Raw genomic sequence first — 15,567 nt, 5'->3', positions numbered from 1 at the left:
CATTCTTGGAAGCTATTCCGTGCCTTTCGGAAGCAGGGTACGATAGCCCACGCAAGCCGCTAGATGGATCTCGACACGCGCCGGCCGGGTCAGAACGGCAGCACCCGACAGCCCACGCAGTTTGACTGGCCGAAAAGCTCGATGTGTACCAATCTTGGGTCACCCCTTTAGAATTCGGGCAAGGAAGAGTGGACGTGATCGAGCTCATCGAGCTTGGGAGGGTCATCGGGTCTGAGGCGCTAGGTCGTCAGGAAGCTCAACAAACGCTGAATCTCCGCTTCTGGACCCGTTGTATACGCTGGCAATGGCTGCTTCTGGATAAGCTTCTTAGGAATAAATTCAAACAACATGCTGACCCCCGGAGAAATTTACTCGAACCTCGATGATCTCGCCGCCAATCCGCCGGCGGGAGGGGAGTTCGGCTTGGCACTGATGGAGGCGGTAGGAGCCCCGCGCTCTACAATCACGAAACTCCGCGATACCGCGAAGGGTGGCGAATTCACCTGGGCACGCATGCTGCGGTTTGAGGCGACCGAACCGGGGGGGGCGGATGCGGCGCTGGACCGTATGCGAGCTGAAGCAGAGGCTTCGCCCAAGGGACGCCGTCCCCGCGTGCTGCTCGCCTATGACGGCGAACGGATCGCCGCCTACGACACAAGCCCGAGGTTTGACGAAGAGCCGCTGCGCGTTGGCCTCGACATGCTATCGCTGGAAGGCGATGTCTTCTTTCCGCTGGGCGGACACGAGCGCTACGTTCCGAAAAAGGAGCGCATGGCCGACGTGCGGGCGACGCGCTTCATCTCACGTTTCCACGACGCGGTGCGCGACGCTAACCCGGATTGGAAAACGGAGGCCGATCGACACGCACTCAATATCTTCATGGCGCGCGTGCTGTTCTGCCTGTTCTCGGATGATGTCGGCATCTTCGAAAAGGACGCGTTTGAGATCGCCGTGCGCCAATCGACGAGCGTAGACGGCACGGATCTCGCTGCGTTCCTCAAAGGCGCGTTCCGGCACATGGACACGGAACGCGACAAAAGGTCGTCGGAAACGAAGGGCTGGTCCAAGCTGGAGTACGTCAACGGATCTCTGTTCGAAGAAGATGTGCCCATGCCGGTGCTGGACGGGCGCTGCCGCAAGCTGCTTCTCGACTGCGCAGGGCTGAACTGGAAGCTTATCAACCCTGATATCTTCGGCTCAATGCTCCAGGCTGTCGTCGACGTGGACAAGCGCGGCGAGCTGGGAATGCACTACACGTCCCCGGCTAACATCATGAAGGTGCTGGAGCCCATCTTGCTTGATCCGCTCCACACGGAGCTGGAGCGGGCGGGGGCGAATAAGGTACGGCTGCGCAACTTCCTCGAGCTACTCGGGCGCGTCCGCGTGTTCGATCCGGCCTGCGGCTCGGGCAACTTCCTCATACTTGCCTATAAGGAGCTGCGGTCGCTGGAGATCGAAGCGATGCGCCGCCTCGCGACGCCGCGCCTATCAGGCATAGCGCTGGAGCAGTTCTTCGGAATCGAGATCGACGACTTCGCGTGCCAGGCAGCGCGGCTGGGCCTATGGATCGCAAAGTACCAATGCGATCAGCAGTTGGAACTGAATCTCGGCCAGCGCACCGACTTCCTGCCCCTGCAGAAGGCGGGTGTGATCGTGAACGGCAATGCGGCCGAGATCGACTGGCTAAAGGCTTGCCCTCCGGATACGGCGGCGGAGACGGTGGTGGTGGGGAACCCGCAGTTCAAGGGCTCCAAACACCAGTCTAAGGCGCAGCGTGCCGATATGAAGGCGGTATTCGCGGGCCGCGTTTCAAACTGGGGCGAACTCGACTATGTAGCTATCTGGTTCCTGAAGGGGGGCGAATACGCTCGCAAGACTGGTGCACCTTTCGCTTTCGTGTCCACAAACTCCATCGTGCAGGGCGCGGCGGTGCCGACATTGTGGCCCTACCTTTTGGATGGGCTTGAAATCCGCTTCGCACACCGCTCGTTCAAATGGTCGAACCTTGCTGCGAATAATGCGGGCGTGACCTGCGTTATCGTTGGTATCGGGCCGCCCAATGCCGCGCCTAAGCGCCTATTCGACGGCGACACGGTTCGTGACGTAGAGGTGATCGGCCCTTACTTGGCGCCCGGCACTCTGACGATCGTGGAGAAGCGTCGCAAGCCGCTCGCTTCCGACTTCGGGCCGATGGTATTCGGCAACATGCCCAACAATGGGGAAGCGCTGCTACTCGACCGAAACGAGCGCGACGCTTTGATCGAAGCATACCCCGAGGCCGCATGCTTTGTGCGGCGACTATACGGATCGCAAGAATTAATGAAGGGTATCGAACGGTATTGCCTATGGGTGCGGAATGACCAGGTGAAGATGGCGCAAGCGGTACCACTTCTGGCAGAGCGATTCGAACGGGTAAAAGTTAAGCGGCTTGAGAGTCCTGACGCGGCTGCGCGCAAGATGGCCGAAACGCCTTGGTCCTTTCGTGAGCAGAACGAGGCTAGTTCGCACACGATTATGGTGCCGGGGGCGGCGAGTGAGGACCGTCACTGGCTGCCAGTTGAGGTGAAGGACGAGACCGCCATCGTTTCCAATCTTGCTTTTGGCATCTTCGACGGTGCGATCTGGCAGGCTGCGGTCCTATCCTCGCGTTTGCATCGGCTGTGGTTGGAGACGGTAGGTGGGCGTCTCAAGGAGGATCCGCGCTACTCGAACACGCTCGTGTGGAATACCTTCCCTCTCCCCTCGCTCTCGGAACGGCGCAAAGCGGAGCTGGAAGAACACTGGTGGGCGATTAACGAGGCCCGCCACGAAGCGGGTTTCGGCCGCCCGCTCGGCGATCTCTACGCCCCTGCGAACATGCCACGCGGCTTGCGCCGCGCCCATGAAGAACTGGACGAGACGATGGAGACGATCTTCGGCTCGCGCCGCTACCGGTCTGACGCCGACCGGATCGAGCACATGCTACAACTATATGCACGCATGGCCGTGGGAGAGCCGAAGCCGTCCGAAATCAAAGAAGAGGTGATCGCATGAGCGAGACGAAGAACAAGGCGGGCGAAAACGGTCTCGGCTCTATCACGCTCAACTACGATGGAACGGGCGCGTCCAAGGCGACCGACGCTATCGGTATGCGCGCCATGCAGGCCCGGGTATGGGGTAAGAGAGATGCGCAGCACCTGCTGGTAAAGTCCCCGCCAGCTTCGGGCAAGTCGCGTGCCGCCATGTTCGTGGGACTGGAAAAGCTGCGCACCAAAGCAGTCGAGCGCGTGGTGATCGCGGTCCCCGAGCGGTCTATCGGTGCCTCATTTCGAAACACGGAACTCGCCCCGGGTGGCTTCCACTCGGACTGGAAGCTCGACTTAGACCTCTGCACCGTCGGTTCAGAGACTGGTAGCAAGGTTGAAGAGCTAATCGCGTTCCTTCGCGGCGAGAGTAGTGCACGGACGGCACTCTGCACTCACTCTACTCTGCGAGCCGCCTACGCAAAGACGAATGACGTGACGCTGTTCGACCGCGCGCTCATCTGCGTGGACGAGCTGCATCACGCTTCCTCTGACGAGAACAGTAGGCTGGGCAACCTATTGCGAGGCCTGATTGACCGGGCCGGCGAAGCGGGACACGACGCCGCGCACATCCTCGCCATGACGGGGTCGTACTTCCGCGGCGATGGCACGGCTGTCCTACATCCACAGGACGAGGCACGTTTCGAGCGGGTAATCTACACCTACTACGAACAGCTGAACGGCTACGAGCACCTCAAGACGCTCCGCATCAACTTCCGTTTCTATCAAGGCAAGTACCTCGATGCGATTGGCGATGCCCTCGACCCCCACCTGAAGACGATCGTGCACATCCCTCATGTCGGCTCGGCCGAGGGCAGCGGAGTTAGCAAGATGTTTGCGGTCGATGCGATCGTGGATGCGATTGGCGACCGCTTGGGCAAAAACTCCAGAACTAGCACCGACCTCACGACCGGTTTTGTGCACCTCACAGCTGGCGATCGCACGCTCAAAATAGCGAACCTCGTGGACGATAGCGCCGATCGCGAAAAGGTGCTCGCGAGTCTGCGGACGGTGAAGAACCGCAACGATATCGACATCATCATCGCGCTCGGCATGGCCAAGGAGGGCTTCGACTGGGTGTGGTGCGAGCATGTTCTCACAGTCGGCTACCGAGGCTCCCTGACCGAAGTGGTGCAGATTATTGGACGTGCAACACGTGATGCACCAGGCAAGGCGGAGGCACAATTCACCAATCTTGTCTCCGCGCCCTTCGCTAACGATGAGGCAGTGAGCCGCGCCGTCAACGATATGCTTAAGGCCATCTCGGTATCGCTCCTGATGGAGCAAGTGATGGCACCCGTCTTCAAGTTCCGGACGCATAAAGGCGCGGACCAGTTCGACGGCTCGCCTAGTGACAGCTCGAAGTTGGGGCCGGTGACCAACGCAGGCGAGATTGAAATCATTGGCATGCCGGAGATCGACGAGAAGGCGGTCGAGGCAATAGAGAACGACTTCAACGACCTATTTGCTGATGTGCAGAACGACTCGCGGACGCTAACTGTTATGATCAATCCTGACGACCACCACACGGACGTCATGTACGACCTCGTAGTGACGGACGTAATAAAGCGGCGTTATCCAAGCTTTTCCGAAGACCAAGTCCGGGACACAGTAGGGCTGTTTGGTGTGCGTGCCGCACTGGGCCGTGAAGTCGCCAAAGACCCGAGCATTATTCAAACGCCCGGCATGTCCGAAGAGGAGCAGTCCACATTGGCAGGGCCGGACGAAGGCAGTAGCGAGCGCGCCACAACCGCGCCAAGCGCCGGTGATCGCTTCGTACAGCAAGCAAGGCGGTTCATCAACGTGAGGGAACTGCAGGTCGATCTGCTGGGTGGTCGCCGTGACTTCGACGACGCTTACGAGTTGTTGTCAAAGGAGCTCTCCGAGGAATTGCTTGCTCGCCTCCACGGCGAAGTTCGCGCGCTGAAGGTAAGTATGACGCAGGATGAGGCCGAGAAACTTTACCCGCGAATCAAAGAGTTTATTCAGCGCGAGGGCCGCGAGCCAAATCTGAACTCGCCCAACGGCCGTGAGGTGAGGCTTGCAGATGGTTTGGCATTTCTGCGCAAGCTCTCGCGAGAGAAGCGCGCAGCCATGGCGGGAGCTGACGAAGGACAGGTCGATGCCTGAAACAATCGACTACTTGAATGACGAGCTTCTACTTACACCCGACGAAAAGCCGAGGGCGGCGCGAACACCGCTTCTCGCCCTTGCAGTCGAGGTGATCGAGCGCATCAACGCCTTTGTGGACGAGACCGGTGCTGAGCCGATTTCTCAACCAGGGCGGAGTGTTCGAGAGCGCATGCTTGCAAATGAATTGTCTGGGTTGCGCTCATCAAAGGCGAATCTAGATGGGCTCGCTTCCTACGATAACCACAACCTCGTGTTCGGCGCAGCGGGGACAGCCGACCCTCTCGATGATCCTCTGCTCTCCGATGGCCTCGACATCTTCGATGTGCGCGACGAGCTTAAGCCGATGGCACGACCCGACTTTGTCGCTGACCGACGCCCGTGCCCCGATTTCGATCGCTTCGAGCCGCTATTCGAGGGCATTCGCAAGTCCGTCGAGGAAGGAACGCGCAAACCCCAGCCCTTTCGGCAGGAGCGCGTCGAGCTAGGCGAGTTCTTCGTCCTCAAGGGTCAGCTTGTCCACGTTGTGGACTTTCGCGACGAACACCGGCGCAACGGCAAGCCAGACGCCCGTCTGCGCGTCATCTTCGATAACGGCACAGAATCGAACCTGCTGATGTCATCGCTCGTTCGGCGGCTTTATGAAGATAAAGATGCCCGCCGAATCGGTGTGACGAACGTTGGCCCTTTGTTTGAGGGCGCGCGGACCGGCTTCGTATACATCCTGCGCTCCCTTTCGGAGAAACCAGAAGTCGAAGGATTGCTTAAGGTCGGCACCACATCGGGAGTAGTCGAGGACCGCATAGCGCACGCAGAAACGCAGTCGACATACCTATTTGCGCCCGTAGCGATCGTGGAAACCTATGAGCTAGTGGGCCACTCCGCGAAGGAGGTCGAACAGCACATTCACCGCTTGCTTCGACCGTTTCACGTGGCCTTGCGGGTGACTGGACCGGATGGACGAACTTTCAGTTCGACGGAGTGGTTCAAGGCGACGCCAGACCTGGTTGAAAAGGCTATCAACCAAGCTCTCGCTTAGGGGCGAGGATGAAAGGCGATCGATAGTCTGCCTCAATAAATTTTGGCTGCGGAATGTTGCCGAGAACACCGAGTCCTTCTGGCTGCCAACTGCTACAGGGAAGTTATATCCCGACTTCGTGGCTCGGCTTAAAGACGACCGCACCATGGTGATCGAGTACAAGGGCGCCCAGCTGGCTGGCGGTGGAGTAGACGATACGAACGAGAAACGAACAGCGCTCCTATCGATCAAGTCTTGCAATGATAACATCCTGCTCCTGTTTTGCCCGACGAGTCAAACCACGCGCGACGTCGTCCGAATCCGCCGATGCCATGATCGCTGCCCGGCAGGACAATTCCGCCCCCACGTAAGTCATTGATCTTGCAGTCCCCGTCTACTGTGCATGGGGTTGTTTTCGCGGTTTTTGTTGTCCAGCCCCGGAAGGCTCAAGGGTTATTGTCACGCCACCCCGGCTGGCATCTCCAGATCGGACCACCACCCACAAGACGAGACAGACATGCACTCTTCCGCCACCGGCTGGGGCAACGGGCTTCTTGGCGTCATCATCTTCAGCGGCTCGCTGCCGGCGACGCGGGTGGCGGTCGGCGGGTTCTCCGCGCTGTTCCTGACCTCGGCGCGAGCGGTCATCGCGGCGCTGATCGGTGTGGCCGTGCTCGGCCTGCTCCGTCAGGCGCGGCCGGCGCGCAATGATCTCGTCTCGCTCGCCATCGTCGCCATCGGGGTCGTGGTCGGCTTCCCGCTGTTGACGGCGCTCGCGCTCCAGCACATCACCTCGGCGCATTCGATCGTCTTCATCGGGCTCTTGCCGCTGTCGACCGCGATCTTCGGCGTGCTGCGCGGCGGCGAGCGGCCGCAGCCGATGTTCTGGCTCTTCGCCATTCTCGGCAGCGCCACGGTCGCGGGCTTTGCCCTCTCCAACGACGGTACCGCCTCGCTCACCGGCGATCTGCTGATGGTCGCGGCGATCGTGCTGTGCGGGCTCGGCTATGCCGAAGGCGCCGCGCTGTCGCGCCGGCTCGGCGGCTGGCAGGTGATCTCCTGGGCGCTGCTGCTGGCGTTGCCGCTGATGCTGCCGATCATGATCCTGACCTGGCCGTCGAGCTGGAGCGGCGTCGGTGTGCCCGCCTGGATCGGGCTCGCCTACGTCTCGATCTTCAGCATGTTCGTCGGTTTCATCTTCTGGTATCGCGGGCTCGCGCTCGGCGGCATCGCGCGTGTCGGCCAGTTGCAGCAGCTTCAACCGTTCTTCGGTCTCGCGCTCGCAGGCCTTCTGCTGCACGAACCGGTTGCCTGGAGCATGATCGCGGCGACCGCGCTGGTGGTCGCCTGCGTGTTCTTCGCGCGGCGGTTTGCCTGAGGCCGCCTCACGCGCCCCCCATCACCGTCCGCGTCAGTGTGCTGCGCGCAAACTTCTTCAGCGGCATCGGCTTGCCGAACAGAAAACCCTGCACGAGGTCGAAGCCGAGCTCGTTCGCGGCGACGAGGTCGGCGCGGCTCTCGACGCCCTCGGCGACGGCATGCACGCCATAGCCATGTGAAAGCTCGACGATGTGGCGGCACACCGTGCGCTTGAGGCGATCATTGCCGCTGCCGGTGACGAAGTGCCGGTCGGCCTTCAGCTTGATGAAGGGAATTTTGCCGAGGTCCATCAGCGACGGCCAGTTGGCGCCGAGATTGTCGATCGACAGGCCGATATTGTGCAGGCGCACTTCGCGGGCGACCTCGACGAGGAGATCGAGGTCGCGGATCGCCTCCTCGCTGTCGATCTCGATCGTCAGCCCGCCGAACGCCGGATGCGTCGGCACGCGGCGGCAGAGATCGCGCACGGCCTGCGGCTCCTTCAGATACGACGCCGGCAAATTGATCGAGAGATCGACCGGGCTCTGCTGCTCCAGCAGATAGTGCCAGTCTTGCATGGCGCGCTCGATCACGAATTCGGAGAGGTCGCGCAGATGCGGGTCGTGCTCTTCAGGGATGAAATAGGCCGGCGGCACCACGCCCCAGGTCGGATGCCGCATCCGCACCAGCGCCTCGGCGCCGCTGCGGATCAGCGTGCGCGCGTCGATCTTGGGCTGGTACCAGAGCTCGAGCCAGCCGGCATGCAGCGCCTCGCCGACATGCACGGCCGGGCTCGGTGCCGGCTCGTCCGGCAACAGCATCGCGACGCGCTCGCGCAACGTCTCCGCGGCAAAGGGCGTCGTCAGCGGCGGCAGCATCGCAAGGCCATATTCCTCGCCGACCTGCTGCACCGCCCTGACGATGATCGACTCGCGGGCGCCGACGGTCAAAACCTTGCCGTCGAACGCCTCGCGCACCAGCGTTTCCAGAAACGTGCCGGGTTCGATGCCGTCGGCGGCGATGCCGAGCAGGATCAGGTCGGGCAATTCGTTTGTCAGCAAGGTTTGCAGCTCGTCGGCGCTCGCGCATTCGGTGGTGACGAAGCCGAGATCCTCCAGCACTTCGGCGAGGAAAGCGCGCAGATGGCGCTTGCCGTCGGCGACGCAGGCGCGCGGCGTCACCTTTCGCCGTCCGAAGGTTCTTGGCCTTCGTCCGGCGAGTTCAACAGTTTCATCGTTCATCGCAAACCACTCCCGTTCCGCGATCGGTGTTAGCGATGGGAGCAGTTTCAAATATGGAAGGCTTCAGTCGATCGTTGAATTATCTGGGTAACGTTAAAGCCCGCATCATGTCTAAAATTGTCGAGGTCGCGTTGGAGAAGTTTTTACGTCCTGCCGCGCGTCGCGCGCAAGAGTGCGGCAATCGCCGGAGATTTCCGCGACGTGCAGTGCGGCGGTATGCACGCGCGGTGTCCTGCGATTGGACGAAGCCGCGCGCGCTTCGCCCAATTGAATAATGCTCGCCTTATTTGCCGGCGGCCCTCGCGCGATGCGCGCATGCTGCCGCTTCTCGCGTGACGGTTCTGCGTCAATGCGTCCGGCGGCGCTGGCGCCACTGTGAAGCACATCACATGCGTATTGCTGCAGCTGCGCTATTGCTCCGTGCAGCCGGTAGTGGGCTGTCGAGGATCAGCAATGACAACGCGGCGACTGCTGTATTGGTGGTTCAAATTCGTGCTGTCAGGACGATTTCTCGATCGCTTCCTGAGCCTGCCGCGCGCGCGTTAGAGCGTGATCCGGAAAAATGTGGCGCTCGCCGCGCTTTCGTCGCGAGATCAGGTTTGGCCGATCAATTTGCGGAACGCCGCTGCGCCGTCCCCGATCACGTCGCGTCCCTTCCAGGCCAGATAGCTCAGCTTTCCGCCGAGGGTGTCGTGGCTGCGCAGCCGGCGCGAGCCGAGAATGTGGCCGACATTGGAAGGGAAGCGGCTCACCTCGGCGGACACCAGCGCCGCGATCGCGTCCATCAATTGCTGGAGCCGAATGCCCCACTCGCAATGCTCGATGCCGTCGATGCGCACCCTGAGCGCATATTCGGTGTCGTAGATCTCGGTGAGCAGGTCGCGCGCGACCAGGACCCGGTTGTGCCGGAGCGCGATGCGGAGGGCGAGACGCTTGTCGTCGAGCCGGTCGAGCGCCATGTGAACGACGCAAGCATAGGGCGCGGCGGCGACGTCGGCGGCGCTCTTGCTCGCGGCTGGCCTGGTGGCAAGGCGCACCAACTCCCATGACGTCTTGAGCCGTCTCGCCAGCAGCGTCAGCGCGAACGGCAGTGCCTCGGGATGGACCTTCTTGAAGGCGTCGAGTTGCGCGATGATCTTGGCGACCTGGCCGTCGTCGAATTTCGTGATCTTCTCGGGCAGTTTTTCGTTGAACTTCGGCAGCGCAGCGCCGGCGCGCAGCACATGTTGCATCTTCTTCACGTCGTCGAAGGCGGTGCGCGATGCCGTGTATTGCGCGAGCTTGCCGCGCGCGAACTCGGTGCTCTCCGCCGATGCGAGCGTGCTCTCGAGAACCTTGACGACCTTGATCTGGAAGATCGATGCGATCTTCAGCACTTCCTTGGGATTGTTGGCGGTGACCTGGTCGTTGATCGCCTTGATGTAGTCGCGCGCCATGGTCGGCAGCAGGTCGCGGCAGATCCACTCCCAGATCGGGGTGAGAGTGTTGCGCGAGATCCGCCCCATGTTGGCATGCTCGGGCGCGCCGTCGATCAGGAGCAGCTCGAGCGGCGCGAAGAAATAGCGCGAGGGATTGGTGGCGCGGGCCTGACTCGATCCGTCCTTGCGAAATTCCGCGCGCAACTTGGCCTGAACGTCGCTCGAGCCCGGCATGTCGATGCCGCACAGCTCGAGCCGTTCGAGTTCGCTGAGCAGACAGCTGCGCGACAGTGGCGTCAGCTTCTGCAAGAATTCCGATAGCTGGTCGATCTCGTTCATCGCACGCAATCTTCCGCAACGATTCCAGCAGGCCCACCGGCCCAAGGCATGGAGGCATTTGCGCGCTCTCAATTGTGACATAGAGAAGCAAGTCGCCGTTAATATATCCGTAAAATCCGGGGACCTCGAAGGCCCGGCCGGGGACGGTGATCAAGGAGGCTTGCGGGGGTCCGCCCAAGCTTTGAGCGGGAAATATCAACCCCTGAGCGATGGGGGACAGCTTCGCGCAAGCATAAATTGTGCCGATGTCAGTATTTTAGCGCAAAACCGTCAAAATCACCGTAGTCATACGGAGCAAAAAGTTAACCACAGATCGGCTTGGGTTCCGCTAAACGAGTGACATGGGGTCACAGAATGATACGGCCACCGATTCGCGGCCGTCGGAATGGTACGAAAGCAGCGCTGCTCCAACTGAAGAGCTCGATTTCGTCCGCCTGAACGCGGCCCGTGCCAAGGCGGCCGACGAAATGGCCGCCGCCATCGCCCGCGAGCTCAACGGCCCCCTCACTGCGCTCCTGCTCTACATGGGCGAGATCAAGCATCACAGCGATCAGCTCGCGCCTGTCAGCGGCGACCGTGCCTATTTGCAGCGGGTGGTGGAGAATGCGCTGGCGCAGACCGAGCGGGTTTGCGGCCTGGTCAAGCAGCTTGCCGGTTCTCGCAAGGGTGGCCTGCCGATCGCATCCAGGGTCGAGGACGTTGAATCGAAGGCCGCGCGCGTGCCGCAGCCCCAGCGCGTGCCGAGCGCCGAGATCGTCGGCCTGTCAGGCCAGAAGCGGCTGACCAAGCGCGAGCGCGAGGTGCTGAGGCTGATCAGCGAGGGTTATTCGAACAAGCAGGGTGCGCTTCGGATGCAGATCAGTCCGCGCACCTTCGAGAGCCATCGCGCCGAGGCGATGCGCAAGCTCGGTGCGCGCAACACCGCGGACCTCGTCCGCGCGGCGCTGCTGCATTCGATCGACTGAGAGTTCTTGTGGCCGGGGAGCCCCGATCGCGCTCAGAAATAATCTTCAGCGAAGGGACGCGCGCGCGATGAGGGCCGCATCGGCTTGAGCTCTTCCTTCGGCGCGTTGGGAATGATCGTGATGGTCCAGCGGGGCGGCATGGTCGATTCCTGCTCCAGCACCGAACGCACGAAGCCAGTCACCGTCGCCTCGCCAGCCGTCACCGTCGCCATCCGGCCATTGAACTGTGCGATGCGGAAGCGACGGACCTCTTTCTGGTCCGCAGTCTCGTAGGTGAACATGGAAACCCTCCTGGTTTCCGGCGACTATCGCTACGTATGATTAGCCTTCTGTGAAAATCCCAAACCGTAGAAGTACGGCGGGGATGCACGCGTGAGTGGCTAGAGCGTTTTCCAGCGAAATGGATACCGGTTCGCGTGAAGAAAAGGCGTCAGAACGAGACTCTAGCCCTGCGGCTCCTGCGCTCGCGCGGTGGCGTAGGCGGCGTCCATCATGTCCAGGAGATCGCGGAATTCGGCGTCGCCGAGCCTCTCCGCGGTCATCTCCAGCCGCAGCGCCAGCGCCGCGAGCCTGACATAGCCGAACGTTCCGGCCGCGCTCTTCAGCGAATGCGCTTCGCGCGCGATCCTGGCGTGGTGCTGCGCAAGCGCCAGCGTGCGGAACAGTTGCAGGCGCGCGGAGGTCTCGCTCCAGAACACGTCGCGCACTTCACCGGCGCCGTCCTCGCCGATCTCGCGCACCAGCGCCTGGTACGCGCCCGGCTCACGCGCGGGCTCGGCATCGAGCGCTGTCTGCGCAGGCGCGACGGTTACTTCAAACATGGTCTTGCCTGCCTTGATCACGGTTGGTTTGCCGCCCGGCCCGGCGCGCGGCAGGCCCGTGTCTACGGCATCTGGATTTCAGTTCCGGTAGCAGGACGATCCAGGTTTGCAGGCCGGGATTAGCCGCCGGTTTACCACGCCGCGGCGCCGGTCAGCGCGGGCCGAGCAGCCGGTCATACTGCGCCTTCACGGTCGCGTAGCATTCGCACGCCGTCTGTCGCAGGCCTTCCAGGTTGAGGATCTGGATGTGTCCGCGGCTGTAGTGGATGAAATTCGCCTGCTGCAGGGTATTGGCGACCAGCGACACGCTGTTGCGCCGCGCCCCGATCATCTGCGCCATCGCCTCCTGGGTCAGCAGCAGGCGGTAGTCGCCCGAGAGATCATGGGTGTGCAACAGGCAGCGCGACAGCCGCGCCTCCACCGGATGGGCGGCATTGCAGCCGGCGGTCTGCTGGACCTGGGCATAGACCGCCAGCCCGTGACGCGTGAGCAGCGTTCGCAGGGTGCTGCTCTGGTCGGCTGCTATGCGCAGCCGGTCGAGGTCCATCACCGAGGCGGAGCCGGGAACCAGCACGATGGCCGTGTTCAGCGCGCAGGCATCGCCCATGGTCGAGAGCGTCCCGAGCAGGCTGTCGCGGCCGATCATGGCGACCTGCACATGCTCACCCTTGGCGAGCTCCACCACCAGCGAGATGACGCCACGGTGGGGAAAATAGGCGCGCTTGAGCGTCTCGCCGGTCTCGACCAGCACCGCTTCATGCGGCAGATCGACCGTCCGCAAATGCGGGCGGATCAATTCATAGTCGTCTGCCGAGAGCGCGGACAGGAAACCGTTGGAGGAACCCACCATCGTTTCCAAAGCTGCCTCCCGTCTCCTGCACCAGCTGGTCGCAGCAGGCGAACCGCTTGCGGCGAGGGTAAATTCTATCATGTTCCCGTCGGGATATATTGGCAATTGGGACAAGATGTCCGACCGGGCGATCGCCGCTGCGGCGCTGCCTGCACGTCCGCATCCAGGAAGGCTGCGCCGAGTTCGTCACCGCAGCGCTCCTACCAGGCGGGAGTGGCTGGCCTTCACCGCCGAATAGCAGTCGCAGGACGTGGTTTCCAGCGCCCGCGGGTCGATGATTTCGATCTGGCCGCGGGTGTAGTGAATGATGCCGGCGCGCTGAAGCGCATGCGCGACCAGGGAAATGGCGTTGCGCCGCACGCCTATCATCTGCGCCAGAGTCTCCTGTGTCAGCGGGAGAATTTCGCTGTCGGACAGGTCGCGGGCCCGCAAGAGCCACCGCGCCAGCCGCGCCTCGACCGAGTGCAGCGTATTGCAGAGCAACGATTGCTGCACGTGCGCGAGCAGGGCCTGCTCATGGCGGACCATCAGGCTGCGAAACGCCACGCTCGCGGCAGCGACCATGCGGAAAGCCGCGATTTCCAGCATTGACGCAGTCCCGGGGAAGAGCACGACGGCGTCGGCCGGTGCGATGCCGTCGGCGAGCGCTGCGCCACCGCCCACGACGCTGTCTCGGCCCAGCATCGCCACTTCGATCGTCTGTCCTTCGGAAAGGCTGACCGTGATCGATACGGATCCGCCATGCGGGAAGTAGACGTATCTCAACGCGGCGCCGACCTCGCCCAAGACAGATTCCCTGACCATTTCCACCGTCGCGAGATGCGGGCGCAGCATATTCAAATCGGCCGCGTCGAGCATTTGCAGCAATTGGTTGGGCGGGTGGCCGCTCGCGGTCATGCAGGTCGATCCGGCGCGTTCGATACACAATCGGCGCTGCACCCGGCTCGTCATCCAGTTGCGCGGCGACAAAAACCTATTATACAAGTTGTGTCGCCGTCCATATACCCGTTGGGGGGCAGACAGGCTGGCGCATTTGCGGCGGAAATAAGAATGGTGCGCTGATTCGCTCATACGCCTGCGCGCCGGTCCTGCGAAGGTTCGTGGGAAAAAGCGGCAAGGGGGCCTTCTTGAGCCGGAAGCATTGCATCCGCCCTGCCATTGGACGCCGGTCGAGCCGCGCCGCCTCGTTCGTTGGACGAGTGCCTACAATCCTCAAACATTGCTCCGAACCGTGGCGCCGCGTGGCCGCAGATTTTGCGCCATCGTCTTCTCCGCTTCCGCCAATGACGTTCGCGACCGTCGATTTCTCGATTTGAAAAAGCAAAGGAGAAAGCGTGCCCCACGGTTCAATTATTGAATCGCCGAAACGGGAAGCTCAAACGGGGACAGAAGATCTGCGTCATATTCTCGTTGTCGACGACGACCCGATGGTGTGCATGGCCATCGAGGTCTATCTCCAGCGCAACAATTTTCGGGTGACGATCGCCGAAGGAGGGGAAGCCGGACTTCGCGCCCTTGAACACGAGCAGTTCGATCTGATGATCATCGATATCTTTATGCCGCACATGCGCGGGTTCGAATCGATCCGGATCTTTCACGAGCGGGCGCCGGCCGTTCCGCTGATCGCGATGTCCGGCTACGCTTTCGCAGATCTGAATTCGCCAGCCCCCGATTTCCTCCGGATGGCGCTGGAGCTCGGTGCGGCGCGCTGTCTGCGCAAGCCGTTCACGCCGCACGCGCTGCTCGCCGCCATCAACGATTGTCTGGCGGAGCACCGTCCCGACGGCGACCTTGCTTCGGCCGCGCGCCTGGGTTAGCGCGGCATCGGCCGCAGCGGTCGCGGGTAACCGTTCGTTTACCGCAAACGCGGATCTCGCGAATCCCGGCAAGGCACCAAGCGACGGTGGCGAGAGCGCCCCGGATTGCAGGCGGCTCGATACAATTCCGCGAATGCCGCGCCTATCGTCCTTCACGAGCAGGGCTTTCCCGCGCGCGCCGTCTCGCCGTTATCGGCACGTTTACCTAACGCGTCCCGCCTTCGCGGCGTGGCGCCGGCTTTGCCGAAAAGCGCTGTCGCATGCGGTCGAACGGCAAACTTGTCTTCAATATCCGTATTAGCACGGAGGATGAAATTAACGGGACCGTGAAAGGGGATGTCTAACGATCCAAATAGGGCTTCCGTCCATGCCAAGCGTGGCTCGAGCGTCGAGGTCCAGGTCCAGGTCAGTAAGGCAGGCGTAGCTCATGGATGATCTGTTGCGGGAGTTTTTGACGGAGACCAGCGAGAGCCTGGACACCGTCGACAATCAGCTGGTGAAGTTCGAGCAGGAGCCGAACAACGCCAAGATCCTGGATAACATCTTC

At 61.9% G+C, this 15,567-nt stretch carries 12 protein-coding genes; 6 read left to right on the top strand and 6 right to left on the bottom strand.

The window, feature by feature from the left end; all coding sequences use genetic code 11:
• The first annotated feature begins 348 nt into the window (after positions 1-348).
• The 4 genes from IVB31_RS28680 (at position 349) to IVB31_RS28665 (ending at position 7,588) form a co-directional block, all read left to right on the top strand.
• Entirely contained in the window at positions 349-3,033 is a 2,685-nt protein-coding gene (locus tag IVB31_RS28680) for a DNA methyltransferase (RefSeq protein WP_247330826.1), read from the top strand.
• Positions 3,030-5,192 carry a DEAD/DEAH box helicase gene (locus IVB31_RS28675; protein ID WP_247330824.1) on the top strand — a complete coding sequence of 721 codons (2,163 nt, stop codon included), beginning with the start codon at positions 3,030-3,032 and terminating at the stop codon, positions 5,190-5,192. Before IVB31_RS28680 ends, IVB31_RS28675 begins: the two co-directional genes overlap by 4 nt.
• Positions 5,185-6,231 carry a GIY-YIG nuclease family protein gene (locus IVB31_RS28670; RefSeq protein WP_247330822.1) on the top strand — a complete coding sequence of 349 codons (1,047 nt, stop codon included), beginning with the start codon at positions 5,185-5,187 and terminating at the stop codon, positions 6,229-6,231. Before IVB31_RS28675 ends, IVB31_RS28670 begins: the two co-directional genes overlap by 8 nt.
• A 496-nt stretch (positions 6,232-6,727) precedes the next feature.
• Complete coding sequence (locus tag IVB31_RS28665; RefSeq protein WP_247330820.1) at positions 6,728-7,588, top strand: DMT family transporter; 861 nt, start codon at positions 6,728-6,730, stop codon at positions 7,586-7,588.
• A gap of 7 nt (positions 7,589-7,595) precedes the next feature.
• Here IVB31_RS28665 and IVB31_RS28660 read toward each other — a convergent pair whose 3' ends face one another.
• Together IVB31_RS28660 and IVB31_RS28655 are read right to left on the bottom strand one after the other, a co-directional pair.
• Complete coding sequence (locus IVB31_RS28660) at positions 7,596-8,810, bottom strand: EAL domain-containing response regulator (RefSeq protein ID WP_247330818.1); 1,215 nt, start codon at positions 8,808-8,810, stop codon at positions 7,596-7,598.
• Between the two features lie 593 nt (positions 8,811-9,403).
• Entirely contained in the window at positions 9,404-10,567 is a 1,164-nt protein-coding gene (locus tag IVB31_RS28655) for a hypothetical protein (protein ID WP_247330816.1), read from the bottom strand.
• 341 nt (positions 10,568-10,908) lie between these two features.
• On the opposite strand from IVB31_RS28655, the gene IVB31_RS28650 reads away from it, so the two are divergent.
• Positions 10,909-11,532, top strand: a complete 624-nt coding sequence (locus IVB31_RS28650; protein WP_247330814.1) for a helix-turn-helix transcriptional regulator — start codon at positions 10,909-10,911, stop codon at positions 11,530-11,532.
• 32 nt (positions 11,533-11,564) lie between these two features.
• Here IVB31_RS28650 and IVB31_RS28645 read toward each other — a convergent pair whose 3' ends face one another.
• The 4 genes from IVB31_RS28645 to IVB31_RS28630 form a co-directional block, all read right to left on the bottom strand.
• Positions 11,565-11,813: a hypothetical protein gene (locus IVB31_RS28645; RefSeq protein ID WP_247330812.1), complete on the bottom strand. Its 249-nt coding sequence runs from the start codon at positions 11,811-11,813 to the stop codon at positions 11,565-11,567.
• 162 nt (positions 11,814-11,975) lie between these two features.
• Positions 11,976-12,353: an Hpt domain-containing protein gene (locus tag IVB31_RS28640; RefSeq protein ID WP_247330810.1), complete on the bottom strand. Its 378-nt coding sequence runs from the start codon at positions 12,351-12,353 to the stop codon at positions 11,976-11,978.
• Between the two features lie 151 nt (positions 12,354-12,504).
• A complete protein-coding gene (locus IVB31_RS28635) occupies positions 12,505-13,203 on the bottom strand; it encodes a Crp/Fnr family transcriptional regulator (protein WP_247332279.1) in 699 nt (232 codons plus the stop codon).
• A 186-nt stretch (positions 13,204-13,389) separates the two neighbouring features.
• Positions 13,390-14,100 carry a Crp/Fnr family transcriptional regulator gene (locus IVB31_RS28630; RefSeq protein ID WP_247330808.1) on the bottom strand — a complete coding sequence of 237 codons (711 nt, stop codon included), beginning with the start codon at positions 14,098-14,100 and terminating at the stop codon, positions 13,390-13,392.
• 437 nt (positions 14,101-14,537) lie between these two features.
• Here IVB31_RS28630 and IVB31_RS28625 point away from each other — a divergent pair, with 437 nt between their 5' ends.
• A complete protein-coding gene (locus tag IVB31_RS28625; protein ID WP_247330806.1) occupies positions 14,538-15,020 on the top strand; it encodes a response regulator in 483 nt (160 codons plus the stop codon).
• Positions 15,021-15,567 lie beyond the last annotated feature (547 nt).

The organism is Bradyrhizobium sp. 21 (assembly GCF_023073335.1).
Taxonomy (GTDB): domain Bacteria; phylum Pseudomonadota; class Alphaproteobacteria; order Rhizobiales; family Xanthobacteraceae; genus Bradyrhizobium.
The sequence above is the reverse complement of the archived record's forward strand: the minus strand, read 5'-3'. Positions and strand labels throughout refer to the sequence as shown.